This is a genomic window from Fictibacillus sp. b24 (assembly GCF_030348825.1).
GTDB lineage: Bacteria > Bacillota > Bacilli > Bacillales > Fictibacillaceae > Fictibacillus.
The window spans coordinates 357,797-381,562 of the sequence record NZ_JAUCES010000005.1 but is presented as its reverse complement, the minus strand read 5'-3'; the positions used below and the strand labels follow the sequence as shown (position 1 = coordinate 381,562).

The 23,766-nt window shown below is 43.1% G+C and carries 25 protein-coding genes; 3 read left to right on the top strand and 22 right to left on the bottom strand.

Annotation, left to right across the window (positions count from 1 at the left end; all coding sequences use genetic code 11):
• Positions 1-32 precede the first annotated feature (32 nt).
• From QUF49_RS02060 to spoIID, 4 genes are all read right to left on the bottom strand, one after another.
• A complete protein-coding gene (locus QUF49_RS02060; protein ID WP_289494088.1) occupies positions 33-1,028 on the bottom strand; it encodes a rod shape-determining protein in 996 nt (331 codons plus the stop codon).
• A 195-nt stretch (positions 1,029-1,223) separates the two neighbouring features.
• The gene (gene spoIIID, locus QUF49_RS02055; protein ID WP_007203593.1) at positions 1,224-1,490 is read right to left on the bottom strand and encodes a sporulation transcriptional regulator SpoIIID; all 267 of its coding nucleotides are present in this window, start codon (positions 1,488-1,490) and stop codon (positions 1,224-1,226) included.
• A gap of 496 nt (positions 1,491-1,986) precedes the next feature.
• Positions 1,987-2,931, bottom strand: a complete 945-nt coding sequence (locus tag QUF49_RS02050) for a M23 family metallopeptidase (protein ID WP_289494087.1) — start codon at positions 2,929-2,931, stop codon at positions 1,987-1,989.
• A 222-nt stretch (positions 2,932-3,153) separates the two neighbouring features.
• A complete protein-coding gene (gene spoIID, locus QUF49_RS02045) occupies positions 3,154-4,194 on the bottom strand; it encodes a stage II sporulation protein D (protein ID WP_289494086.1) in 1,041 nt (346 codons plus the stop codon).
• Between the two features lie 194 nt (positions 4,195-4,388).
• On the opposite strand from spoIID, the gene QUF49_RS02040 reads away from it, so the two are divergent.
• Positions 4,389-5,003: an RsiV family protein gene (locus QUF49_RS02040; protein ID WP_289494085.1), complete on the top strand. Its 615-nt coding sequence runs from the start codon at positions 4,389-4,391 to the stop codon at positions 5,001-5,003.
• A gap of 81 nt (positions 5,004-5,084) precedes the next feature.
• On the opposite strand, the gene QUF49_RS02035 is transcribed toward QUF49_RS02040, so the two are convergent.
• The 18 genes from QUF49_RS02035 to QUF49_RS01950 form a co-directional block, all read right to left on the bottom strand.
• Positions 5,085-5,789 carry a YetF domain-containing protein gene (locus QUF49_RS02035; RefSeq protein ID WP_289494084.1) on the bottom strand — a complete coding sequence of 235 codons (705 nt, stop codon included), beginning with the start codon at positions 5,787-5,789 and terminating at the stop codon, positions 5,085-5,087.
• A gap of 1 nt (position 5,790) precedes the next feature.
• Positions 5,791-6,501: a YetF domain-containing protein gene (locus tag QUF49_RS02030; protein WP_289494083.1), complete on the bottom strand. Its 711-nt coding sequence runs from the start codon at positions 6,499-6,501 to the stop codon at positions 5,791-5,793.
• A gap of 129 nt (positions 6,502-6,630) precedes the next feature.
• Positions 6,631-8,298, bottom strand: a complete 1,668-nt coding sequence (locus tag QUF49_RS02025) for a M4 family metallopeptidase (RefSeq protein ID WP_289494082.1) — start codon at positions 8,296-8,298, stop codon at positions 6,631-6,633.
• A gap of 214 nt (positions 8,299-8,512) precedes the next feature.
• On the bottom strand, positions 8,513-8,659 hold the full coding sequence (locus QUF49_RS02020) for a lmo0937 family membrane protein (RefSeq protein ID WP_289494081.1): 147 nt from the start codon (positions 8,657-8,659) through the stop codon (positions 8,513-8,515).
• Between the two features lie 362 nt (positions 8,660-9,021).
• The gene (gene murA, locus QUF49_RS02015; protein WP_289494080.1) at positions 9,022-10,335 is read right to left on the bottom strand and encodes a UDP-N-acetylglucosamine 1-carboxyvinyltransferase; all 1,314 of its coding nucleotides are present in this window, start codon (positions 10,333-10,335) and stop codon (positions 9,022-9,024) included.
• A gap of 30 nt (positions 10,336-10,365) precedes the next feature.
• Complete coding sequence (locus tag QUF49_RS02010; protein ID WP_289494079.1) at positions 10,366-11,112, bottom strand: YwmB family TATA-box binding protein; 747 nt, start codon at positions 11,110-11,112, stop codon at positions 10,366-10,368.
• A gap of 107 nt (positions 11,113-11,219) precedes the next feature.
• The gene (locus QUF49_RS02005) at positions 11,220-11,453 is read right to left on the bottom strand and encodes a DUF1146 family protein (protein WP_066244820.1); all 234 of its coding nucleotides are present in this window, start codon (positions 11,451-11,453) and stop codon (positions 11,220-11,222) included.
• A 525-nt stretch (positions 11,454-11,978) separates the two neighbouring features.
• Positions 11,979-13,511, bottom strand: coding sequence for an NADH-quinone oxidoreductase subunit NuoN (gene nuoN / locus QUF49_RS02000; protein WP_289494078.1), 1,533 nt, complete (start codon positions 13,509-13,511; stop codon positions 11,979-11,981).
• A gap of 3 nt (positions 13,512-13,514) precedes the next feature.
• On the bottom strand, positions 13,515-15,032 hold the full coding sequence (locus QUF49_RS01995; protein ID WP_289494077.1) for a complex I subunit 4 family protein: 1,518 nt from the start codon (positions 15,030-15,032) through the stop codon (positions 13,515-13,517).
• Positions 15,029-16,897, bottom strand: a complete 1,869-nt coding sequence (gene nuoL / locus QUF49_RS01990) for an NADH-quinone oxidoreductase subunit L (protein WP_289494076.1) — start codon at positions 16,895-16,897, stop codon at positions 15,029-15,031. Before nuoL ends, QUF49_RS01995 begins: the two co-directional genes overlap by 4 nt.
• 18 nt (positions 16,898-16,915) lie before the next feature.
• A complete protein-coding gene (gene nuoK / locus QUF49_RS01985) occupies positions 16,916-17,230 on the bottom strand; it encodes an NADH-quinone oxidoreductase subunit NuoK (protein ID WP_144696957.1) in 315 nt (104 codons plus the stop codon).
• Positions 17,227-17,739: an NADH-quinone oxidoreductase subunit J gene (locus QUF49_RS01980; protein ID WP_289494075.1), complete on the bottom strand. Its 513-nt coding sequence runs from the start codon at positions 17,737-17,739 to the stop codon at positions 17,227-17,229. The genes nuoK and QUF49_RS01980 overlap by 4 nt, the downstream gene beginning before the upstream one ends.
• Positions 17,736-18,155, bottom strand: a complete 420-nt coding sequence (gene nuoI, locus QUF49_RS01975) for an NADH-quinone oxidoreductase subunit NuoI (RefSeq protein WP_066244809.1) — start codon at positions 18,153-18,155, stop codon at positions 17,736-17,738. The genes QUF49_RS01980 and nuoI overlap by 4 nt, the downstream gene beginning before the upstream one ends.
• A 316-nt stretch (positions 18,156-18,471) precedes the next feature.
• Entirely contained in the window at positions 18,472-19,473 is a 1,002-nt protein-coding gene (gene nuoH / locus QUF49_RS01970; protein WP_289497564.1) for an NADH-quinone oxidoreductase subunit NuoH, read from the bottom strand.
• Positions 19,470-20,570: an NADH-quinone oxidoreductase subunit D gene (locus tag QUF49_RS01965; RefSeq protein ID WP_289494074.1), complete on the bottom strand. Its 1,101-nt coding sequence runs from the start codon at positions 20,568-20,570 to the stop codon at positions 19,470-19,472. Before QUF49_RS01965 ends, nuoH begins: the two co-directional genes overlap by 4 nt.
• 3 nt (positions 20,571-20,573) lie before the next feature.
• Positions 20,574-21,875, bottom strand: coding sequence for an NADH-quinone oxidoreductase subunit C (locus QUF49_RS01960; RefSeq protein ID WP_289494073.1), 1,302 nt, complete (start codon positions 21,873-21,875; stop codon positions 20,574-20,576).
• Positions 21,872-22,387, bottom strand: a complete 516-nt coding sequence (locus QUF49_RS01955; protein WP_066244801.1) for a NuoB/complex I 20 kDa subunit family protein — start codon at positions 22,385-22,387, stop codon at positions 21,872-21,874. Before QUF49_RS01955 ends, QUF49_RS01960 begins: the two co-directional genes overlap by 4 nt.
• Positions 22,378-22,752, bottom strand: coding sequence for an NADH-quinone oxidoreductase subunit A (locus tag QUF49_RS01950; protein WP_289494072.1), 375 nt, complete (start codon positions 22,750-22,752; stop codon positions 22,378-22,380). The genes QUF49_RS01955 and QUF49_RS01950 overlap by 10 nt, the downstream gene beginning before the upstream one ends.
• Positions 22,753-22,971: 219 nt before the next feature.
• On the opposite strand from QUF49_RS01950, the gene QUF49_RS01945 reads away from it, so the two are divergent.
• Together QUF49_RS01945 and QUF49_RS01940 are read left to right on the top strand one after the other, a co-directional pair.
• Complete coding sequence (locus tag QUF49_RS01945) at positions 22,972-23,169, top strand: hypothetical protein (RefSeq protein ID WP_289494071.1); 198 nt, start codon at positions 22,972-22,974, stop codon at positions 23,167-23,169.
• A 24-nt stretch (positions 23,170-23,193) separates the two neighbouring features.
• Entirely contained in the window at positions 23,194-23,592 is a 399-nt protein-coding gene (locus tag QUF49_RS01940; RefSeq protein WP_289494070.1) for a DUF1722 domain-containing protein, read from the top strand.
• The last annotated feature ends 174 nt before the right edge of the window (positions 23,593-23,766 follow it).

Genomic DNA, 23,766 nt, shown 5'->3' with positions numbered 1-23,766 from the left:
AATGCCACCCACTCTGAGCGGCATTTCCTTCATTAAAACACTTTTCGTTTCGCAATTTTATCCATATGCTCAAGCATTAAGCCAGTTCCGTTCGCTACGGCTCTCATCGGCTCTTCTGCAATCAGCACGGGCACTTTTAACTCGTCGGCAAACAATCGGTCGATTCCGTGAAGAAGTGCTCCTCCACCTGTCAGCATGATGCCGCGGTCGATGATGTCAGCAGAAAGTTCAGGCGGTGTCTTCTCTAACACGCTTTTCGCTGCTTGAACGATCACCATAACAGGTTCCATCAATGCTTTTTGAATTTCTTTAGAGCCAACGGTAATCGTACGCGGCAAACCAGATACCATATCGCGGCCGCGGATCTCTAATTCTTCGTCACGCTCGTAAACCGTCGCGACGTTTAATTTAATGTTTTCAGCGGTACGTTCCCCGATCAACAGCTTGTACTCTTTCTTTATGTACTGAAGAATCTCTGTATCGAACTTGTCCCCAGCCATTTTAATAGAAGAGGAGGTGACGATATCGCCCATGCTCAAGACCGCAATGTCAGTTGTGCCACCACCGATGTCAACAACCATATTGCCGCTTGGCTGGAAGATATCCATCCCCGCCCCTATTGCAGCCACTTTCGGCTCTTCTTCAAGAAAAATTTGCTTAGCTCCGCACTTTTGCGCAGCTTCTCTAATGGCTTTTTGTTCAACAGACGTAATGTTCGTTGGCGTACAGATCAAGATTCTAGGCTTGGCAAACACGCCTTTCACTTTGATTTTGTTTATAAAGTGTTTCAGCATTTGCTCGGTTACTTCAAAGTCAGCGATAACTCCGTCTTTTAACGGACGGATCGCCACGATGTTTCCTGGTGTACGGCCTACCATGCGGCGGGCTTCTTCCCCTACAGCGAGTGCTTTTCCGGTATTCGTGTCGATCGCAACAACAGATGGCTCATCAAGCACAATTCCTTTTCCTTTTACATAAATCAGTACATTAGCGGTACCAAGGTCAATTCCAACGTCCCTTGAAAACATGTTATATCCTCCCTGTTAAACATCCATACAATATAATGACATTTTTAGTAAAAAATCGAAGTTCTATCCAATTTATCATTATATCACAAGTATGTCGAACAAGGTTAAATATTGTCAAAAAATAATTATTGGGCGTCAGACCTATACGGCACATAATGTTTCAAGTGTCATGTTTCATCCCTATCAGTCACAAACTTACTGAACAACTTCCTCTGTGCCTTTTTTGTACTTCACACGCGTCGCTTCTCCACCTCTCAAGTGGCGGATGGACTTATGGTATTCGAGGATTTCTTTTACGTTATTTGCAAGATCGGGATTAATTTCAGGCAGCCGCTCGGTGAGATCTTTATGCACCGTGCTTTTGGAAACCCCGAATTCTTTTGCGATCATGCGGACTGTTTTTCTTGTCTCCACGATATACCGTCCTATCTTGATGGTTCGCTCTTTGATGTAATCGTGCACACCACTCGCCTCCCTAAAATGGATGTGAGAGATGCGATAGAGACTTCTATGAACAAGCTACGTGACAAGTTTTGTTGTCATCTTCGGCTTATAAGTATTGCTTCCATTCCCCTTTTTCCACCGCAGCCATAGTACGATTTCTCACCGCTCACCCTCAATTGAATTATTGTAGGTTTTGTAACATCTTATTAACCAAGTTTTCGTTATATGCCTAAATCTCAACTGGGACAAGGGGAAATGTCCATTTTCTTGAAAAAACCTTTGTAAACTCATGGAAAATTTTATAATAAGCGCATTTCTGGGTGGAAGAAAAGTTTTACGTTTAACTCGCGTTTGCCGATTGAGGTGCCATTTACACTGTTAAGCGTTCGAACGAGTTAAGATCCTTAACATTACACAATCAAAAAATAGCAAGTACACAAGACTCGTTTTTATAATTTCCTAAACAACGAAAAAACTGCCTCGGTTCGTATCCGAGACAGCTTTCTTATGAAAATTATTCGTTTGCACCAGAATCGTCGGCTTGTGCGCCAGTGTCTTCTGCTGATTGAGATGATGATTCTTGTTCACCGTTGGCATCTTTGCCATCTTTCGTGTCTTTCGTATCTTTTGAATCTTTCATATCTTTGCCGCCTTTATCGTCGGCTTTTGGTGCTGGCTTTTCTTCTTTACCAGGCTTTTGCTCTTCAGCTTTTTTCTGCTCTTCAGCAGCTTTCTTTTCTTCTGCTTTTTTCATCTCTTTACGAGAATCATCAACAGCGGCTGCAAGCTGTGCAACAGATTGATCCCAAGCCATCACCGGGTCTACTGCTTCTCCGTCTTTACGAACTTCGAAGTGAGCGTGGATTTTAGAATCTTTATCATACGCATTCTCACCAGCTTGTCCAAGGACTGTGCCTTGTTTCACTTGGTCGCCTTGCTTAACGGATACAGAAGCGAGTGATGAGTAGTGTGTTACAACACCTTTGTCATGCTCTACTTCTACTACGAATCCTAGTGCTGGATCTTTTGCTACTTTTACAACGTTCCCGCTTAATGCTGCTGTTACGTCGAACGCTTTGTTGTCAGCAGTCGCTAAATCGATTCCGCGGTTTTGGTAGTAAATATTGTTATAGAATACGAGTGCTGCTTCTTGCTCTTGAGCTGTAGCGTCTGGACTAAAGAAATCTTTTACTACTTCAATGGCTTCAGGATCAGCAACTGGCATTTGGAATTGTTCTTTTGTAAGTGATACTGGTACTGCTGCTCCATTGTCTTCTAACGCGCTGTCTGGAGTATTATTTTTCTCCACGTTTTTCGCATCGTTTTGATACCATAGAACAGATGTTAAAATGACTGCTGCAAAACTAAGATATACTGCCGGATAAACCCAACGTTTTTTCATAGCACTCTTACCTTTCATCGGTATTGTTTTTTTGGTTTGTTTTTCTTCTTCTTTCATTTTTCATCACCTCAGCAACAAGTTTGAACAGAATTCTGAAAATATATACTTTAGCACTCTATTTTTTATAAAATTTCTTTTCGACAACATAAAAAACCCCATCATGCTTAGAGCACAATGCGGTCAATTTAAGGTTGAAATAAGTTTGAAATAAGTTTGAAGAAAGTTGGAAATTGTAGGGGGTCTGTCCCCGGGACAGACCCCCTACAATTTTCACACAATTCACTGAGGCTGATACGCGAGGCCTTTATCAGCTATCGGTTTATAATCAGTGATCTCAATTCCTTTGTAGTAATAATTAACGATTTCCTTGTATGTCTTGCCTTCTTTCGCCATCCCGTTCGCTCCGTACTGGCTCAGTCCCACTCCGTGTCCGTAGCCGCGCGTCGTGATGCTGACCTGCTTACCTTTTTTCTCCATCTGAAAATCTGTTGAACGCAGCTCCAGCTTTTCTCGTATCTCTTTACCGGTAAACTCTTTTTTACCGATCGCGAATTTACCGATTCGTTTCCCGCTCGTTGTTGCGACGACTTTTCCGATCTTACCGTTCTTTGATAGTGAAACACCCAGCTTTTGTTCTACCGTACTGACTGGCAGTTGGATGGTATCCGTGTACTTTGGTGATTCTTCTTTATCCCACGGACTTTCTACACTTCTTAAATAGGGGTATTTGTTTTTCCAATAGTCTTCAGAATTAACGGTGTAGCCATTGCTCGTGGAGAAGAAGCTTGCTTGAATCGGATCACCTTCATAAGTTAGAATCTGTCCTTTTGTTTCAGAGACCGCTTTGATGATTTTTTCTATTTTTCCGTCAAAATCATCTCCCCAAAGTGTTTCTAGTTCCTTGTTACCTTTATACACCTGATGCATTACGGTGTCTGACACTACGGCACCTTCTGGCAAACTATCATCTTTGCCTCGGTTTAAAAGGGCTTTTACAATAAACGTTCTTGCTGTTAAGGCTTGTGCTTTCAGTGCTTCGAGCTCAAAGTCTGCTGGCATTTCAGATGCGACCACACCTGCCACATACTCTTCTAAAGGGATGTTCTCGACCGTGTCCATGGACTTTCTGAAAACAGGGACAACGATATCTGAGTGAGGGATTTCCAAAGCTAGCATTCTCTCAGACGGCTGCGCTGTTTTCTCTTCTTTCCATGCAGGAGGTGCTGACGAAAATGGTAGTACGAGTATCGTGGGAAGCAGGACGATGATAGCGACAAAAATAGCTAGAATCCAGATCAGCGGCTTGATTTTTACATTCACGTTCCAATGCCCTCCTATAATGTTTTCTACCATACAACTTATACAAAAAAGATGGGCTTTAGAACTCGAAACTAGCATTTTTACAATTGAAATGTGCTATTCAAATACCTGATTTACAAGTTTTGCTGCAGATACTGAGACAGACCATTCTCTGCATAATATAAAGAGATGACCAGCGCGAAAGGGTGAACAGCATGGACAGTTTTCAACCTCCTGTTTTGGTTCGAACGCTTACGTATGCACCTGGCAACATAAAGATTTATTATCCTCAGATTGAAGGGCGTATCAATCCGCGCATTCAGCAACAAGTCAATCAACAGATTATCCAGATCAATCAGCAGCTTCAGCAAATGCAAAACCCTGAAGCGCGTCCGGGCATGTACGGAGAATTCGCTGTGAAAACGAACGAAAAGAACATTCTCAGCATCGGATTTTTGAATTATGCATACACCCCAATGGCGGCTCATGGTATGACGTACATTAAGTCACAGACGTGGGACCTCTCAACAGGAAGAACCTATCAATTAAAGGATCTATTTAAACCTGGCAGCAACTATGTAGAAGTGTTGAATCGCATCATAAAAGCTCAGATTAAATCGCAGCAGATCGTCACGCTAGAACCGTTCAAGTCGATCAGTCCGAACCAAGATTATTATATTGCTGATAAAGCACTCGTTATCTATTTTCAGCTTTATGATCTAACCGCTTATGCATACGGCTTTCCAATGTTTCCGATCTCTGTTTTTGACCTGCAAAACATCATTGATGAGAACGGTCCGCTTGGAAAAATGGCGGTGAATGGTCTTTAAAACAAGAAACTTTCTAATAATGATCACGTGAAAAATGACCAGACTTTTTAATCTGGTCGTTTTTCTATCCTTCGTCTCTATTTATTTTTTCGACACATACAACTTCTTATGCTGATCCATGGTTGCCAGATATACGGACTCTACATCCTCAACTTGATGAGTCTTCAAGTTTTCTTTTAGCCACTTCAGATCTACTTCTGCTTTTTTTAGATTTTCTTCAAAAAGTTTCCCGTCATTAATTACTACTAAAGGAATTTCCACTTGGTCAGCTGTTGCTTTAACATCTGATGCTGTAACAGGATCGTGAGCACTGTATTTCATGATACTTAGCTGACCGTTCGGCTCCAACATGCAATACCTTACTTCTGAAATGTTAAATACTTTTCTGATTCTAAGCTCTGCCAGTAAGAGATCAATATTTATAAAGTGCTTTCTCAGATGCTTCCTTACGATTCTCCCGTCATCAATAAGCAGGAGAGGCTTTCCGTTAAAAAAATGGGAAAAAGACCTGCTCTTTAAGGAGATTATACTCAAAAGCGTATGCCAAAAGAATAGCGTTAGAATGGGGGTGATCGTCCGTGTAAAGGTCACTCTTCCATCCAATAAAGGAGAAACAGTAAGTGCTCCTAGTATCCAGATCAGCGCAAAGTCAAAGGTCGTCATCTGGCTGAAGGACCTTTTCGTCACAAACCTTCCAACAAAAAAAACGATTACCCCTACAAGAATCGTTCGAATGACGTACCCCATCAATGTTATGTCTTTTAATTCACCAAAAACTTGAGGCATCTTAATCCCCCTGTTTGTTTATGTATAGTGTTCCACCAGGTGTAAGAATTCCTACAAAAACATCTTTTATCACTGGAATATTAAGCATCTGCAGCTGCCGTTCTATCCACTCGCTGTCTAGATTGTTTTTCCTCAGCACGCGCTGATCCACTTTACCTTCATAGATTAGAAGCTGAGACAGCTCATTGGGAGTTGTTGGTATGCCCATAGAAGATTTTGTTACAGGCAGGTCTTGATTGTCGATCGCGACACTAAAATCTCCCGTTGTTTCTGCTACTAAAAACTTCACTTTTTCAAGGTTAAAAGCATCTTTCACTCTTAATATAGAAAATACATTATCAAGTGTCAGTCTTGTTTTCTTTAAATTTTTCTTTATGATTTTACCGTTTTTCACAATAATATTTGGAGTTTGAGAAACAATGGAAGGGAACTTAAGGTACCCGAAATAGGTGAGAAATAGCATAAATATCGTATAAACAATGATGATGGCAAAAGCATCGATCGGCCTCGAATCAGGAACCACGATCCGGGTAGCCGAGATGTGACTTATCCCAGCTGCCATGATGAAATTATAAGGGGTCGTAATAGCATTCTGCTTAAAACCCATCGCTTTATCAGATGCAAATAACAAAAAATACAGCAAGGAAGTTCTAAAGAATTGTTCAATTATGCTTAAATCCTCTGCTTGAAATAAAACATCTTTCAGGTTCATAATCATCTTCCTTTAATGAACAATTAGATTGCATATATAGGTTAAAATTCCCAAAAATTCTATAATTATTTGATAACGCTAAAAAACCCTGATCTCCACTTGCATAGATCAGGGTTTCTTCATTATGATTTAGTTTACGCCAATTGCGTCATACGATTTTTTAACCGCTGCTACTTCAGCAGATGTAGCGCCGTACAGGTCAGAAGCCGATTGAACAAGAGCTGCTCTTGCCTGGCTGAAGTTAGATGAAGCTGTTAAGTAAACCGTATTCGCTCTGTAATAGATCGCTCCTACTTTTTGGTTGCCGATCGCCGGAACCGTTACACCGTAATGCGTTCCGCCAACTGCCAGCAAGTATGCTGCTTTGTTGATAATTCCGCTGTTGATGTGTACTCCACCATTGTCACCTGTTCCTGTGTAGCGAACAGAATAGTGGTCTGGATCATTGTATTTCGTCGGATCACTCATGGAACGAAGTGCGTCACCACTCGTACCTGGCGTATAGATGTCTTCGCCGATCTCATAATCCGGGTTGTTATTTTCATGGTGCTCAACTAACGTACCGAAAATATCGGACATGGCTTCGTTCAACGCACCAGATTCGTTTTGATAGATCAGATCAGATGAAAAGTCTGTTACAGCATGTGTTAATTCATGCGCTACAACATCGAGACCACCGGATAACGAAACGAATGTTGTTCCGTCGCCATCACCGTAAACCATCTGCTGACCGTTCCAGAATGCGTTGTTGTAGTTACGGCCGTAATGTACCGTTGATTTTAACGCAGCTCCTTTATTGTCGTAAGAGTTACGGTTAAAAACTTCTTTATAATAATCGTACGTTGTTCCTGCATAATAGTGAGCATCTACAGCTGCACGATCGTATGTTGCGTTAAACTGGTTGTCCGCATCAGCCCAAAGTTTCCCTGGAAGCTGCTGGCGATTTTGCGCATCGTATGTAAATACGCCTCCACCTCTTGTGTTATCTTGCAGATAGTACGTTCCGTTTGATAGTAACGTATTTAGCGTTTTTGAGTCACCAAGGACACCCGTACCTGATCCGACAGCATTTGTTCCAACAAGTGATCCACCGCCTGTTGGAGGTGCTTTCGTACCGCCATGTGCCTCGTCTAAATCATTGTAAGAGTTTAAAACCTTACCTGTTACAGCATCTACAAAATAGTTGTAGTTGCCCGGCTCAGGCGATAAGAAGTTAAGGTTTACTAAGTAAGCATATGTAGCTTGATCTCCTTCTGTATACACAACGAGATCTGACGTTGGATCTGCTTCATATTCAGGTGTGAAACCCAAGTCCTTAACTGCAGCTGCTACCGCTTTAGATGCAGAAATCTTTTTACCAAAACCTAATCCAGGCTTGTCCTGCAGATTAGGAACCACTGTTCCCGAGAATACAACAAGCTCTCCTTGATCATTTACATGAGCCACTTGAGTAGATCCCCAAACCGGAACTCCTTTATATGTTTGCTGAAGGCGTACTAACTGTCTGCCTAGTTCGTCTTTTGTCACAGACTTAACTGTGAACGCCTCTTCCGCTTTTTGACTTCCTAATTTAAATGTCTTTGACTCTTTTTGAAGATAAGACATGACTACTTCTTTTGCGGATTTTGAAGATGCCTCCGTTAATTTACCTGATACAAAAGAAGGTGTACCCGTTAAGCTATTGAACTGCTTTGTAGATAAAACATTCACTGGTGCTTCAGCATTAGCTTGTCCTGCCGCTAATGGACTCACTGCAAGACCTAGTGCTAAACCCCATACTGAAAACTGCTTTTTCATACCCTTCCAATCCCCTTTGCTTCATGAATTTTAAAGCCAGTGGATTTATATTAGCACCTTTTATTTTATTTTCAAACTATTTTAAAAATTTTGATTATATGGTACTACATGAAAGCGTTTTTTCAATAAAATGGGTGTTTTTTACTATAATTTACAAAGAATTTCATTATATAGGCAATAAAAAAAGCCGGCTATCCAGCCAGCTTTTGTACAGCTATTTCATTTTCCTGCCTTTAATAAAATTTAATACGAAGACGATCAAAGCGATGACGAGTAAGATATGAATAATACCGCCTGCTACTTTAAAAATTACGCCCAATAACCAGAGTACGACTAATATACCGATAATGGTCCAAAGCATGAGTTCGACATCCTTTCCGAGAAAAATAGTTAGGCTTAGTTATAGGTATAGATTTCCCGAACAACATGCGGTGTAAACAATTTTGGTTTAAAACTTTATGCAGGGTGCTCAGAAATGATGTAGTTTTCGTGAACTTGAGCGCCTCAGTCGGTCAAATTTTAGTGACGCGTAGTTGAGTCGCGAATGCGCGCAGAAAAGCATCGGTTACGCGCACGTTTTCCTTTTTCGCGCGCAGGTCGGTATCCAACATCATCATTTTTCGCAATATTTGATAATAACTCTGTTAATAAAGAAGGACCTCATTAAAAAAAACTGACTCCAAAGACAGAATTCACGCCTTTAGAGTCAGTTTTACGTATAAATTAAGCTAAATTACTTTTTAATGATTGCTCTTCTTTTGCAGGTGTTGTTTTCACATCTTCGTTCACACGCTCGATGTCAGCACCTAATGCAGCTAGTTTTCCAGTAAAATCAACGTATCCACGGTCGATGTGCTTGAGTTCAGTCACACGTGTGTAACCGTCTGCGACAAGCCCAGCAAGTACCAAAGCTGCACCTGCGCGAAGGTCAGTTGAAGCAACCTCAGCACCTTGCAGATTTACAGGTCCGTTGATTACAGAAGAACGGCCTTCAATTTTGATATCACCATTCATGCGGCGGAATTCTTCCACGTGCATGAAGCGGTTTTCAAATACAGTTTCCGTGATTACACTTGTTCCGTTTGCACGAAGCAATAGCGCCATCATTTGCGACTGAAGATCAGTCGGGAATCCTGGATGTGGCATTGTTTTAATATCAACAGGCTTTAATTCACGAGGTCCGCGAACACGAAGTCCGTTTCCTTCTTCTTGAATTTGTACACCCATCTCTTCCATCTTTGCGATTAAAGGACGCAGGTGCTCTGCGATTGCATTCTCAATTAATACGTCGCCTTCCGTGATAGCAGCTGCTACCATGTACGTACCTGCTTCGATACGGTCTGGAACTACAGTATGCTCAGCACCTGCAAGCTCTTCAGCACCGACGATACGGATTGTACCAGTACCTGCACCGATAACTGTTGCACCCATCGCATTCAAGTAGTTAGCTAGACATACGATTTCTGGTTCTTTTGCAGCGTTTTCGATGATTGTTGTACCTTCAGCAAGTGTTGCAGCCATCATGATGTTCTCAGTAGCACCTACACTTGGGAAGTCTAAATAAATCTTTGCACCTTGCAAGCGGCCATCAATTTTCGCTTCGATAAAACCGTTCCCGATTTTAACCGTAGCTCCCATCGCTTCAAATCCTTTTAAGTGCTGATCGATCGGACGGGATCCGATTGCGCAGCCTCCAGGAAGTGCGATACGAGATAGTCCAACACGAGCAAGCAATGGTCCCATAACTAGGAATGATGCTCTCATTTTACGGACATACTCAAATGGTGCTTCTGTTTTCAGTTCGCTTGTAGCATCAACAGAAATTTCTCCGTTATCAAATGCTACATCAATATTTAAATAACGTAATACTTCGTTAATCGTAAACACATCAGCAAGGGCTGGCACATCTTTAATTGTGCTCTTGCCTTGACTAGCTAAAATGGATGCTGCGATGACAGGAAGTACGGCATTCTTAGCTCCTTCAACTCGTACAGAGCCCTCTAACCGCCTACCACCACGGACAATGATTTTTTCCAACGATATTCCCCTCCGCGTCCAATTTGTATATTAATATTCAGACGTAATTATTGGTGTGCCAATTGTGACAGTAGTTTTACTGCCCAATCCTTCAGTTCGCAGTGCAACCTGAAGATTCATTTTATGTTGATGACCGGTATAAATCGCTTGTTCCCACAGCTCAGTATATGCAGAAAGCGACACAAACGTCTCTTCTTTTAGTTCCTCTACAGAAACACCAGAAAAGGCGCGTACCAATTCATTTGCTTGCGAATACAAATCAACCACCATTCTATCACCGTATGTACCGGTAACACAAGAGAAAATTTTGGGATTTCCTCCTACTGATTGTTCAACACGGCGATCAATCAGGTTCTGGATTTCTTTCCAGTTTTGATTTGTATTTACAAGTCCTTCAACCGCATAAATAAAATACGATGCGGATTGATCTTTTTGGGGGTATGTAATGATGGTCATTTTCTCTGAAACCCCGATATCATTACGCTCAAAAGTCCCGTTCATTTTATAATGTCCGGCCTCATCTTCTGTTACCGCCCAGTCAAATTCAGGATAATTACGTTTAAGCTCTTCTGCTTGTTTTAAATACCCTAGTCCTTTAGATGTAAAACCTATTTGACCACGAAAATACATCGTCCATTTGTCAGGTTTTACGCCCTTGTCTTTTAAAACGTCTATTATATGTGTAACTTCATTTGTTTTTTCGTCTGTTTTTGCATATCCAGAAGTAATCATAATTGTAAGCAAAATCGCCGTAATCGTCATTGTCCATTTTTTCATTCCCCAGCACATCCTCTCTATTTCTCATTGTTGCCAAAGAGACAGAGGATATTCGTGGAAGTTGTAGTCATATTCCGACAATTCCGTTTTTGGTTAACGGTTGCGCATTACCCAAATAACTGGCTGAGATTAGTGGAATACTGAAGATATTTCAGAAAAAAATCGCTCGCTATACTCGCAAGACTGATCACTAGCAGTATGTATAGCACTCTAGCCTGCATGACCTTTCCTTTTTTGATCCATTTATCAAAATGGATCGCCTGCAATGCCCACCAAGCAATAACGAGAAACAATAGATGTACGATGATATGTAATAAAGCTTGTTGTCCGATTGGAATCATAAAAAAGTCTGACCTCCTTATTACATATTTCGACATCTTAAGCATAAATCTTTCGTGTCATTTTAGATAGCTACTTTTTCCCTAGTTAACTGTTTTGAAAGCCCTTTCTTTCAAGAAGTTCAAAAAGTTGTAACGACTATTATCTGTAAAAAAATTTAGGCAGTCGTTTTATTATATTTAGACGAACAAAATGATAAGAAGTTACGGTAGTTTCGACTCATTTTTGAAAGAGATTTTAATTTTGAGTGGAAATGTGAGGAGATGTCCTTTACAGAAAGAAAATCCAATCGTTATCCAGCAGGAAAGGACACGAAACGCATCAGGTAAAATAAAGACAATTTATATTCACGTTAAATTTGATATATTCACGTTAATTTCAATAATTTCACGTTAACACACCATATATTCACGTTAATCGAAATAATTTCACGTTAGCTGATTTTCAACAAAAATCACATCAAAAAAAGCTCATTAAAGTCTCCTCAGCAGAAACCTCAATGAGCTAGCTTTTAAAATTACTCCAAATCAATGATCATGCGTATGAACTTCGGTTTCAATCTGCATAAAGAATTCGTTCACGTCAAAGTTCCCGTAGAAGAAATCAAGCGCGAGATCTGGCATGACTCCTAGAATCAGAATGGATGCGGCACAAAACGCCAACACGGCGGCCATTCCTCCCGGGACTGAAACCTTCGTTCCTTCTCCATCACGGAAAAACATGATCGCAATGATGTTGAAGTAATACACATAAGAAACAAGCGTCGTCGCCATCATCACAGCCGCAAGCCAATAATGGGCTGGCTCCAATCCGAGCGCTCCCATAAAGATACCGAATTTCCCGATAAAACCAGCAGTCACCGGAATCCCGGCAAGTGACAATACGAAAAAGGTCATCGGAACAGCAAGCCATGGTGAACGCTTGAACAATCCGCGGAAAACGCTGATATCATTGGAACCTTCCTGACTCGTTAACAATTGAATTACGGTAAAAGCTCCAATATTCATAAACAAGTAAGCCAGCAGATAAAACCAGATCAGCTCAAACAACAATGACGAATTAGAAACGAACGGCACTAAAATGTAACCCGCTTGAGCGATGGACGAATACGCGAACATACGCTTAATGTTTCTTTGTCGAAGAGCGGTAACATTACCGATAATCATCGTTGCAGCAGCTAACAGCATAACGTACGGCTGAACTTGCAATAGAAGTGGTTCACTATCGATTCCAGGTGCTGCAATAAAGGTGATGATGATCACTCGCAGTAAGATTACAAACCCTGCTGTTTTCGATACGACACTTAAGAATGCCGTTACAGGAACAGGTGCGCCTTCGTAAACATCAGGTGCCCACATGTGAAGTGGAGCCGCTGCGATTTTAAACGTTAGACCCGCAAACGTGATAATGAATGCAAAGACGATCAAAAAGCTGTGCTTTAATAGTTCAAGGTTCCCCATGTTTTCAGCAATCTTGAACAGATTCGTTTCCCCTGTCAGACCGAAAATATAACTCATCCCAAACAAAGTGATTGCCGTTGCAATTCCGCCTGAAACGACATACTTGAACGCTGATTCGTTGCTGCGCTTATTTCGTCTCTCCAGCCCTGCCATAATATAAGAAGATAGAGAAAGAAGCTCCAGCCCGACGAACAGTGTGATAAGGTCTGCACTTGAAGCCATCATCATAGCTCCTAATAGTGCGGCTAGCAGTAAGTAGTAGAACTCACCTCGGTTTTCTTCTATATCTTCTTTTTTATAATTGGACGCTAAGACAAGTACCAATAGCGTTCCTAATAAAAGCAAAATCTTAAAGGCTTTTGAAAATGAGTCCAGTCTATACGTATCATAAAGAATCGACGTTACGTCATGATCGAGCTGCATGAAGATCGCGACGAGCGCTGCTAAAACGCCTGCCCCAGCAAGCCAAGCAAGAGGTTTTCGGCTTGACTCCCTTTTCATAAAAAGATCGATGATGGATAACAATGTTGCTATGCCAAGAATAATAAATTCAGGAGCCATGACGCTCCATTTAAAAGAAAATAATGTATCTAAATCCATGACTTAGCCCCCTAACCCTAGCAGAATGACATCTAATGTTGGACGGAGCATATCACTTAACCAAGCAGGATAGATTCCGATAAACAAAATCGCCGCCAGCAAGATAAACGCCGGAATCCGCTCTGTTGAAGATAAATCATGAGCGTTTGAAAGTTCTTTTTCAGCTCCAAACGTGATGGCCAAGACCGCCCGCAGCACGTAAACGGCTGTTAAAATCAGCCCTAGCGTTCCAACCGCGGCTAACACAGGCATTTTCTCAAACAATCCTAAAAACGCCATAAATTCGCTTATAAAGCCTGACATTCCCGGCAGACCTAATGAAGCGAGACCTCCAGCGAGCATGACACCTGCGAAGATCGGCATCTTTTTCGCCACTCCTCCAAAATCTTTCAATTCAGAAGAGCCAGCTCTTTCATAAAGAACACCTACTAAGAAAAACAGAAGAGCGGAGATCAATCCGTGAGAGACCACTTGAAATACGGCTCCCGTCATCCCTGCTTCGTTCACTGCCGCAAGCCCGATGAGCACGATTCCCATATGAGAGACGGATGAATAAGCCAACACTCGTTTCACGTCCGTTTGTGTTAGTGCTAAAAACGCTCCGTAAAGCAGGTTGATCACACCGAACAATCCGATAACAAACGCGAGCGACTTGAACTGATCAGGAAAAAGTCCTGCTCCAAACACGATCAAACCGTACGCACCGATTTTTAGTAGAATGCCTGAGTGAATCATAACGATCGGAGGCGGAGCTTGAACGTGGACGCGAACCATCCATGAATGAAGCGGTGCGACTGGCAGCTTAACGGCAAACGCAACGAGAAGCGCGATCAGCATCCCCATCTTAAAATTCTTCGTTATATACAGCTGGTTCAGTTCTGATTGCGGAAGCGAGAACGTGTAAGCAAGCTGCTCAAAGTTCATCGTTCCGGTCTTCATGAACATGGCTACAAACGCAATAAGGAGAATGGCTGAACCGACTCCGTTATAGATCAAAAAGCTGTAAGCCGCTTTTTCTTTTTCTAGATAACCCCATCGTCCTATTAAGAAGAACATCGGAATGAGCGTAATCTCAAAGAAAATGAAGAATAAGAATAAATTTTGTGCGGCAAAAACGCCGAGCATTCCCATCTCAAGCAAAAAGAACAAAATGAAGTAGCTTTTCCAGTCCTTTTTTATAGAGAACGACGCGATGGCGGCGAGCACACTCACAACTGCCGTTAAAAGAATGAGCACCATCGATAGGCCGTTCACACCAACTTCATAAAAGATCGGATAGCTTACATCCCCTTTTGATTGAAAGACTTCATAAGAAACCCATTGAAATTTCTCCGCAAGCTGAAGGCCCTCGCCTGACATATTAAAAGCTGATAACGTAACGAGTGCTGTACCTAGCGGGAATAGCGTTCCTAAGATTCCGATCCATTTGATAGACTTCTCATCATGAGAAGGTGTAAACAGTAGGACGAGCACGCCTAACAAAGGGGAAAAAATCAAGATGGAAAGAAGATATGTGTTCATGAGAAGTACCCCCCTGTTAATGCGACGATCAGCAATAGAATGACGATGCCAAAGATGGCGAACGTTCCATACGACTGAACCTGCCCGTTTTGCAGCCTTGAACCGATCTTACTTAATCCTTGTACACCGCTCACAACAGCGGCTACCAGTCCGTCGACTACATATTTATCAAACAAAACGCCAAGCTTGCTCAAGCCCTTCGTTCCTTTTACAAATGTGGCGTCATACCCTTCATCAACATACCACTTGTTGTAGATCACGCTGCTGAGCCCTGGCAATGAACGCGTCATCCAGTCTCGGGATAACGTTCCTTTTTGATAGATCAGATAAGCGAGCGCAATTCCTAAAAGTGATGCCATTGTCGCGACAATCGGAATCCACCCTGGCCCGTGATGATCAGCATGCGGCAGTTCAACAGGACCATTAGCCAAATAATCAGATAAAAACGTGCCAAACCATGTTGTGTTCAAATAACCCGCAACGACTGCCAAGATCCCTAGAACAATCATCGGCAGTGTCATCACACTTGGTGATTCATGAACACCACTCTGATCGCCGCGCGGTTTCCCTGTAAACACGAGGAAAAACAAGCGGAACATGTAAAATGCCGTCATGAACGCAGCGATAACAGCGAGCCAAAACAGTCCGTACTTGCCATCTGCATACGTACTTGCCAATATTTCGTCTTTTGAAAAGAATCCGGATAACAATGGAACACCTGAAATGGCGAGAGCACCGATTAAAAAGAGCGGTCCTGTCACGCGAAGCTTTTTCCAAAGCCCGCCCATCTCTTCGATGTTTTGTGTATGTACAGCATGAATCACACTTCCAGCAGCTAAAAACAGCAATGCTTTAAAGAACGCATGTGTTGTTAAGTGGAAGATTCCGGCCACATACCCTGATGCACCAAGCGCGAGCATCATGTACCCTAACTGGCTGACAGTTGAATACGCTAAAACGCGTTTGATGTCTTTTTGCATGAGACCGATTGAAGCCGCAAAAATGGCAGTCACTCCTCCTACAACAGCAACAACCGTTAACGCTGTTTCTGAAGCTTGGAATAGCGGATACATCGCAGCGACCAAATAGACCCCTGCCGCTACCATCGTAGCTGCATGAATGAGCGCTGAAACAGGTGTCGGACCTTCCATCGCGTCAGGCAACCATGTATGAAGAGGCAGCTGACCTGATTTACCGATTGCTCCAACAAAGATACATAGAGCTGTGAGTGTCAGCATGCCTGATGAGATGTCGCCATTTTTTACCGAAGCGAAAATCTCGTCATATTCAAAACTGCCAACCTGCCAAAATAGCAAAACCATTCCGATAAACAGACCAACGTCCCCAATACGGGTCATGATGAAGGCTTTTTTCGCAGCGGCTTTTGCTTCCGGCTTAAAATAATAGAAACCGATTAATAGAAATGAACCTAACCCTACCAGCTCCCAAAACATGTAGAGCTGTAATAGATTAGGAGAAAGAACCAGTCCAAGCATCGCGAATGAAAACAATCCTAAATAGGCGAAGAATACCGGGAATCGTTCGTCGCCGTGCATGTACCCTTTTGAATACAGGTGTACTAAAAAACTGACGAGTGAAACGATGACAAGCATGAGCGCATTAAGCGGATTTACTTCATAGCCCATCGTGATGGCCCGTTCACCGATTTGAAACCAAGTGCCTTCTACTTTAATTCCGTCACCTTGCCATACCGCGAGCCAAACCCCGACAGACATCACAAGTGAAATTCCAGTTAACAGCACCCCGATCCAAGCGGTGCTCTCACTTTTTGATTTTCTGAAAATGAGCAATAAAATGAAGGATAAAAGCGGGAACAACGGTATAAGCCAACTACTCTGCAACATGATCGTCCATCTCCTTCCTTATCGCTTCATCGTATCCATCTCATCCACATTTACCGTCTGTCTGTTGCGGTAAAGTGCAATGAGAATCGCAAGTCCAACTGCCGCTTCTGCTGCGGCCACCGTTATGGTGAACAGCGAGAAAATTTGACCAGTCAGCCCAGGGTTAATCGAATATTTTGCAAAAGCAACCAAGTTTATATTTACGGCATTCAGCATCAATTCGATTGAAATGAGTACAATAACCGCATTTCGCTTCGTTAGTGCACCGAACAATCCAATGCAAAAAAGAATCAAGGCAAGCATCAAGTAAGCTGCTAAAGGGACAGAGCTCATTTTTTTGCCTCCTTTTCATCGTCATCCCGTTTGGCTAGGATGATCGAACCAATCAGTGCAACGAGAAGCAGCACGGATGTTAGCTCAAACGGAATAACAAAATGGGAATACAGTTCAATCCCGATTTTTTTCGTGTTATCGATATGAAGCTCTGCGTTCTGCTGTCCAAAATCAAGGTCTTTGATCTTGCCGTACATGATCAGAAAGAAAAGCCCGATCGCAAGCCCTGTTAAGATAACCTTTAAACGAGGCAGCTGCTTTTCTTTTTCCTGGTGACGGGTAAGCATGATTCCAAAGAGCATGATGATCGTAATAGCGCCTGAATAAATGAGCACTTGCACGACGGCAACGAACTCAGCCGATAGTGTAACGTAAATACCCGCAATCGCAATAAACGTAAAGATAAGGGCAACAACCATGTGTACGACATTTGTCAGGTTAATGAGAAGAACGCCGCCGGCAATGGCTGTTAGCGCGAGAAAGAAAAAAGCGATCATTTCACCGGTCATGCTTTGTTCTCCTTTCTGACATTCTCATCGTTTTCATCGAGCCACTCGAGGTTTTTGAAAAGCTCATCCCGGCTGTATTCAGCAAGCTCAAACTGATTGGTCATCACGATCGCTTCAGTCGGACAAACTTCTGTACACAGATCGCACAAGATGCAGATTTCAAAATTGATGTCGTACGTATCGATGATCTTCCCTTTTTTCGCAGGATCGGGATGCGGCTTCCCCGTTAACTGGATGCAGTCGGTCGGGCAGATCTGCGCGCATTGGTTGCAAACGATACACTTTTCGGGATAAAACTTTTGGATGCCGCGGAAACGGTCAGGCATCTGGATGGGTACGTCCGGATAGCTTGTCGTGACGTTTTGCTTCGTCAGGTTTTTGACCGTATAGCTTAAACCTTTTACAAGACCTTTCATCCTGAGATCACGCTCCTTATGCGTTGGTCTTTCTATTGATTGAGCTTTGTTTGTTGTGCAAAACATTTTTAGAGTGATTGTGCTTTGTCGTTTGTGAAAGTGTTGATCTCCGCTCCAGGTTGCTCGCTTTCCGCGGGGCAGGCGGTGAGCCACATTCGGACGTTTCACTCTTAAGTGTCTCACCTGACCGCCAGTCCCGCAGGAGTCTCGCACCTTGCACTCCAATCAACTTGTCAAAGAAGAAAATTCACAAAAATCGGTGTAAGTAAATTTAGCAACCTCACCCTTAAAAAAACATGGCAAGTCTAGGACCCTTTTATAAAAACAGTTCTTTCACAGCGGCACTGACGAAAATGTTCAGAAGCGCTAGCGGCAGTAGGACCTTCCATGCGAAGCCCATGAGCTGATCGGCACGGAGTCTTGGCAGTGTTCCGCGAATCCAGATCATGAAAAACACGACGATGCTAAATTTGACGCCAAACCACAATGCTCCTGGTATGAATCCTAAAAACGGAATCGGGTTCCAGCCTCCTAGGAACAGGACGGTTGTAAGGGACGCCATCGCAAATAGGTACACATACTCTGTGAGCATGAAGAACGCCCAGCGGAAACCGGAGTATTCGACGTGATAGCCGGCAACGAGCTCAGACTCTGCTTCTGGCAAGTCGAACGGCGTACGGTTCAACTCAGCGATCGAGGAGATCAAGAAAACGAAAAACCCGATTGGTGTTAAGAAAATGTAGGCGATGTTTTCTTGTCCTCTTACGATATCGTTTAGGTTCAGGCTTCCCGCAAACAGGATAACCCCGACTACCGAGATGACGAGCGGAATCTCATATGAAATCATCTGCGCTGCAGCACGCATGCCGCCGAGGAGCGAATACTTATTGTTAGAAGCCCAGCCGCCCATCAAGATGCCGATTGTTGAAATTCCTGAGATGGCTACATAATATAGAAGACCGACACCGAGGTCTGCGAACTGCATGTTTTCCGAGAACGGAATCGTCGCGAGCACCATGAACGCTGGTGCGAACGCGATAACCGGCGCCAATATAAAAAGCGGTCGGTCAGCAAGTTTTGGAATGGTATCTTCTTTTATTAAAAGTTTAAAAACGTCAGCAACGGTCTGAAGAAGACCAAATCGTCCTCCAACCCGGTTCGGTCCCGTGCGCATCTGCATGAATCCAAGCACTTTTCGCTCCGCTAAGATCGCGTATGTTACGAAGCCTAGTACTGTCATCAGCAGTGCGGCACCGAGCGCAAAGAAAATGGCTACATGCATCCAGCCAGGCTGTGCGTATAAAAGATCCTCCATCAGCCATCAACCTCCCCGAGAACGATATCAATCCCGCCTAAGATGGTAATCAAGTTGGAGATGTTTTCACCGACTAAAAGTTTTGGCAGAATCTGAAGGTTATAAAAAGATGGTCTGCGAAACTTCAGGCGGTAAGGTTCCTTTTTTCCTTCTGACGCGATGTAACAGCCTATCTCTCCGCGTGGAGACTCGATGCGAACGAACGCTTCACCTTTAGGCGGCTTGATGATCCTTGGCACTTTTGCCATCACTGGACCTTCTTCAGGAAACTGTTGCACCGCTTGTTCTAAAATCTTGAGTGATTCTTCAATTTCCTGCATGCGGCATTGATAACGCGCCCATGCATCGCCTGTATGAAAGACTGGAACATCAAAATCAAAACGGTCATAAATCGAATAGGGCTCATCTTTTCTTAGATCCCAATTCGTACCCGTGCACCTTAAGTTGGCTCCGCTTAATGAAAAGTTCAGCGCTTCTTCTTTTGTGTAAAAACCGATTCCTTTTACACGGTTTAAGAAAATTTCGTTGCCTGTCACAAGATCGTGATAGCCTGCAAGCTCTTCTCTCATGTACGGTACAAAATCTCGGACCTTCTCGATCCAGCCATCTGGCGCATCCCACTTCACACCGCCTACACGCATGTAGTTAAACGTTAGGCGTGCGCCGCAAATCTCGTTCAGCATGTTGATGATGGCTTCACGTTCACGAAACGCATATAGAAATGGGCTCATCGCCCCTATATCCAGCAGATATGTACCGAACCATACGAGATGGCTCGCGATTCGGCCAAGCTCCATCACGATTACACGCAAATACTCCGCTCGTTCAGGAATCTCAAGGTTCATCATCGTTTCAACCGCGTGACAGATCACATAGTTGTTCGTCATAGCCGCAAGGTAATCCATTCGGTCGGTGTACGGAATGATTTGCGTGTATTGAAGGTTTTCTGCAAGCTTCTCTGTACCCCTGTGCAAATACCCGATAACCGGTGTTGCTTCAATGATGGTTTCTCCGTCAATTTTCAGCACGATCCGGAACACGCCGTGTGTGCTCGGATGCTGAGGTCCAACGTTGAGGAGCATCTCTTCTGTTCTGATCAATGTCTACACCTCCACGTCATGCGGTTCGTAATCTTTTCTGAGCGGATGACCGACCCAGTCATCTGGAAGCATGATGCGCGTTAAGTTCGGATGACCTTCAAAATGGATGCCTAACAGGTCATATGTTTCACGCTCTGGCCAGTTTGCACCTTCCCATAACGGGGTAATAGAGTGGGTAGTAGCACTTGTTCTGTCAATTTTCACTTTAAGTGCGACCGACTGGCGATTTACGTACGAATATAAGTGGTTATATACTTCAAAGTGCGTTTCGAAATCTGTGCCGTGCATTTCTGACAGATAGTCAAAACGAAGCTGATCGTTATGCTTTAAAAACTCAGCGATTTTGTAATAGGTATCGGGTTTTGCAACTAAGGTAGGCACGTCTTTAGAAAGCCTATTAATATAGGAATTCTCTAGCACATCTTCTCCTAGATGTTCTTTGATGACTTTTATGTAGGTATCGAGGATAGGTTGGTTTGGTGATGGTTTTTCTTCTGCAGCAGGTTCAGCTGCAGCTCCTTTTGCATTTGCAGCGGCACGCGCTTTTGCTGCTGCAGCGGCCTTCGCTTTCGCAGCTGCAATCGCTTTTGCTTTTTCGTCGTCGCCTGCGGGTGTTTCAGACGGTGCTTCTCCGCCTGCTTCTCGTAAAGCTTTTGCTTTCGCTGCGGCAGCTGCTTTTGCTTTCGCGGCTGCGGCGGCCTTTGCTTTTGCAGCTGCTTTCGCTTTTTCATCATCTGTTGCAGGTTCTGTTGATGTGTCGCTACCCGCTTCTCTTGCTAGTTTTGCTTTTACGGCAGCGGCTGCTTTAGCCTTTGCTGCTGCAGCGGCCTTCGCTTTGGCGGCTGCGAGTGCTTTTTGTTTCGCAAGGTCATCTGAATTGTCGCCGGTGGAGTCTGATGTTTCTGCTGCTTTTTCTTTTTCAGCTTGACGCTGTTTGGCGAGCTCGAGTGCTTTTGCTTTCGCTTCAGCGGCAGCTTTCTTTTTCAGCTCTTCTTTTGTTAATTCTGGTTCTGCTGGCGGTTGTTCTGCCGATTCCGCAGCTGTTTTCGATTTTTCAGCCTGACGCTGTTTGGCGAGCTCCAGAGCTTTTGCTTTCGCTTCAGCGGCAGCTTTCTTTTTCAGCTCTTCTTTTGTTAATTCAGGTTCTGCTGATGGTTGTTCTGCCGATTCCGCCTCTGCTTTCGCTTTTTCAGCTTGACGTTGTTTTGCGAGTTCCAGCGCTTTTACCTTCGCTTCAGCGGCGGCTTTCTTTTTTTGTTCTTCTATCGATAATCCTTCATTGGATTCATTTTGCTTATCTGTCATTCGCTCATCACCTTCTTGCCGGTCTTCGCTTCAAATCGGATTTTTTCCTGAAGCTTGTTGATGCCATAAATGAGTGCAGCAGGGTTAGGTGGACATCCTGGTATGTACACATCCACAGGTACGATTTGATCGACACCTTTTACAACCGCATAGGATTTGATATATGGTCCGCCAGCTGTTGCGCACGATCCCATCGCAATGACCCATTTTGGTTCAGGCATCTGCTCATACAATCTTTTTAATACAGGAGCCATCTTTTTTGTTACCGTTCCAGAGACGATCATCACATCAGATTGACGCGGTGACGTCCGAAAGATGCTTCCAAATCGGTCTAGGTCATAATGCGACGATCCTGTGCCCATCATTTCGATGGCACAGCAAGCGAGTCCAAAGGTTAACGGCCACAGCGAGTTGCTTCTCGCCCAGGCTTTTACTTGTTCGAGTGTTACCATGAAAACGTTGCGATCTAGTTCGGCACGTTCTTCAGCCGTAAGCTCCCATTTTATGTCCATTTAAGCACCTTCTTTTTCCAAGCGTATACAAGACCTAACGTTAAAAGAACAACAAAAATTCCCATCTCGATCAGGGCAAACACACCGAGCTCTTCATAGGCAACGGCCCACGGATATAGAAAAACGGTTTCAACATCAAAAATAACAAACATAAGCGCAAACAAATAATAGCGGACATTGTATTGAACCCAGCTTTGATGAAAAGGGTCGATTCCGCTTTCGTACGTGGTGTATTTCTCTGCTGATGGTTTATAAGGACGCAGCAAACGGCCTGCAGTCAATGCGACCACTGGCAACAGGATCCCTAAAAATAAAAATACAGCCACAATGAGGTAATTGTTTTGATAGAGATGATAAAAATCCATTCTGACTACCCCCTAATCTTCAGAATTTTTTAAATTCTGCAACCGCTTTAATTATAGCAAATTCCATATTTTGTGTCGATGTGCTTCTTCACATATGGAATCATCACTATACAAATGTCTCCTTCTTATTTTTCTATAGAAATGTTCATATTCCTGTAAATTTTTTGCATGTGCAGTATACAAAGTTAGCAGTATGATAGGGTAAAGGGGAGATTTGAAATGGATATATGGTGGATCGCTTATTTCTTGATTGTTGTGATCTCAATCGCTGGCTTAGTCGGTACAATTATGATCTCTAGAACGCAAGACGAAAAATACGGCAGCTCAACAAAACAAAACTTGATTCGGTTAACAGCCATTTACGGTGTTGTCATACTTATCTCCATTATTGCACTTGCTTTGTACATTTATCTTTAATAAAATTGCCGGTATGCAAAGGATGTGAACCACTTGAAAAAAGAGACCGAATTGCTGTGGGCGAGTGAAAAGTACACGGTGATGGCAAAGGGCTATAACTTTTACAAAGAGGTTCAGCGTTTGATGAGAGATGCTCAATCTGACGGCGATTACACAGAAATCACAGTGATGATTGCCAAGTTTAAGGTAAAGCCTTTCGAACGGCGCGCTTTATGCAACACACTCGAGCATGTTTGGGGTTATTTTAAAAAATCAGCAGATGAATATGATAAAAAACACTTTTTTGAGTTAGTGGAAACGTTAAGAAGATCTGATGATGATTATTTTGATGAAATTCCATATGAAATTGACTTATTTTTGCATTATATGTTGCAAAAATACCCTTCAGATTACTTATTACGATCAACTTTTATACAGAGATGAGGATGCTTCGGCCTTTTATTGAGAGCATCCTTTAGTTTTTCGTTAAAACAGGTCCAGTTTCGGTGAACGAAACTGTTCTCCACTTATACCTCAAGGGGTATTCCATAAGATAATTCAAGAAAAAAGCACATTAATCCCGCGACTTTTTAACATATTCCCGCGAGATTCAGCATT